Origin of the sequence: Steroidobacter sp. (assembly GCF_016790065.1) — a bacterium.
In the GTDB taxonomy this organism is placed as follows: domain Bacteria; phylum Pseudomonadota; class Gammaproteobacteria; order Steroidobacterales; family Steroidobacteraceae; genus Steroidobacter.
Genome location: NZ_JAEUPY010000220.1, coordinates 1 through 1,658, shown reverse-complemented (window position 1 = coordinate 1,658; position 1,658 = coordinate 1). Strand labels below are relative to the sequence as shown.

The following is a 1,658-nucleotide window of genomic DNA, read 5'->3' as shown; positions in this document are numbered from 1 at the left end:
CTAAGCGGATGGCGCGGTTTTTTAGCCGCGTTTTCCGCCTTGATATGTCCGCCGCTCGACACCACCTTGGGCGGATGTCCACGATGCTCTCCCCCCGCGCCCGCGCCGCTAGTCATCGGCGCCAGCGACTTCTCGATGCCGCCGCGGCGGTGGTCATTCAGAAAGGTGCCGTTGCCCTGACGCTCGACGCGGTCAGCGATGCGGCCAATGTGAGCAAGGGCGGCTTGCTCTATTACTTCGATTCCAAGAACACCTTGCTGGAAGCCGTGGCCGACAATTTGGCCGAACAGCTGCAGCTCGAAGTCGAACAGCAAGCGGCGGGTGGCAGCCTGGCCAAGGCTTATTTGCAAGTGGTCGCGCGCATGGGTGAGTTGCCCAAAGAGCAGCAGATATACAAAGCGCTCACCATGATTTGCACGGCTCAGCCGGAGTTGGCAGCTCGGGTTCGCGCTCGGTTGCACGCCTTCCAGGCGGATGCACCGTCGGATGGACTGCCGCTCGAAGAGTTACATCTGAGATTGGTGGCCGACGGCTTGTGGCTCGCCGATCTGTTTGGTTGTTACGCCATCAGCCCCGAGCAACGTAGCGCGTTGTTAGAAAAACTCGGCGCTGCCTGATCTCAGGTGGCGGTCGCGGGCTGGGTCAGCTCGCCTTGCAAGAACTCGATCAGAGTAGCGTTGAACTCGGCGGCGCGTTCGATGTTCGACAAATGCGCGGCTTCCAATAACACCAGCTTCGCTTCGGGAATGCGGCTCGCAATGAGTTCAGCATGCGCAGGCGGCGTCGATGTATCAGCAGTGCCGCCGATGACCAGTGTCTTCGCCGTGATATCGCGGATCGATTCGCGCTGATCCATGTCACGGATGGCCGCGCAACAAGCGGCATAGCCCTGCGGTGACGTCTCCAAAATCAAGTTGCGAATGCGCTCCACCTTGTCGGGATGCGCTTCGCGAAACGGAGGCGTGAACCATCGGCCCAAGGTGCCCTCGGCCAATGCGGCCGGACCTTCGCTCAGCACGGTTTTGATTCTCGCATCCCAAGCATCGCGCGGTGGCATGTGTGACGAGGTATTACACAGTGCTGCTTTCAACACCTTATCGGGCCACTTGGTTGCGATGTGCATGGCGATCATGCCGCCCAAGGAAATGCCGCAAAGGTGAGCTCGCGCGACTCCACAAGCTTCGAGCACATTGAGTGCATCGGTGGCGAGCATATCCATCGTGGCTTCTGGCTGAGCGCCGCTTGTAGATTTGCCATGGCCGCGAGCATCGAAGCGGATCAGTTCGAAGCGTTCGCTGAGCGGCTCCAGCTGCTCATCCCACATCTCCAACGACGTGCCCAGCGAATTGATCAAGAGCAAGGCGGGAGCGCCGGGCCGGGGCGTGTGCTCGACGCGAAGTTGTACATCCTGCGAGCTGACTTGCTTCATTACGCCCCCGGGCCGTCTCGATGAACCAGGCTCTATCCTACAACAGGCCCGCCAAAAAAAAGCCCCGCACGAGGCGGGGCGAGTGTCAGGAGGAGGACGAGGAAACTTGTATCAGGCCGGCTGCGTGTCGCTTTCCTTGATCTCATCGGTGGCGCTGGTGCCTTTGAGGCGGTCGTCGCCGACGGGATCGAGCTGGAGTGCGCGGCGCACGCCTTCGCCGTATGCCGGG

Annotated in this window: 2 protein-coding genes; one reads left to right on the top strand and one right to left on the bottom strand. The window is 60.9% G+C overall.

The features are described 5' to 3' along the window. The first annotated feature begins 83 nt into the window (after positions 1 to 83). Entirely contained in the window at positions 84 to 617 is a 534-nt protein-coding gene (locus tag JNL55_RS09455; RefSeq protein ID WP_293852370.1) for a TetR/AcrR family transcriptional regulator, read from the top strand. Between the two features lie 2 nt (positions 618 to 619). Here JNL55_RS09455 and pcaD read toward each other — a convergent pair whose 3' ends face one another. Beyond that, entirely contained in the window at positions 620 to 1,429 is an 810-nt protein-coding gene (gene pcaD / locus JNL55_RS09450) for a 3-oxoadipate enol-lactonase (RefSeq protein ID WP_293852369.1), read from the bottom strand. Positions 1,430 to 1,658: the final 229 nt, after the last annotated feature.

Excerpts from the sequence above, each read along its gene's own strand:
- JNL55_RS09455 (WP_293852370.1), top strand. The coding sequence starts at position 84 with ATGCTCTCCCCCCGCGCCCGCGCCGCTAGTCATCGGCGCCAGCGACTT.
- pcaD (WP_293852369.1), bottom strand. The coding sequence starts at position 1,429 with ATGAAGCAAGTCAGCTCGCAGGATGTACAACTTCGCGTCGAGCACACG.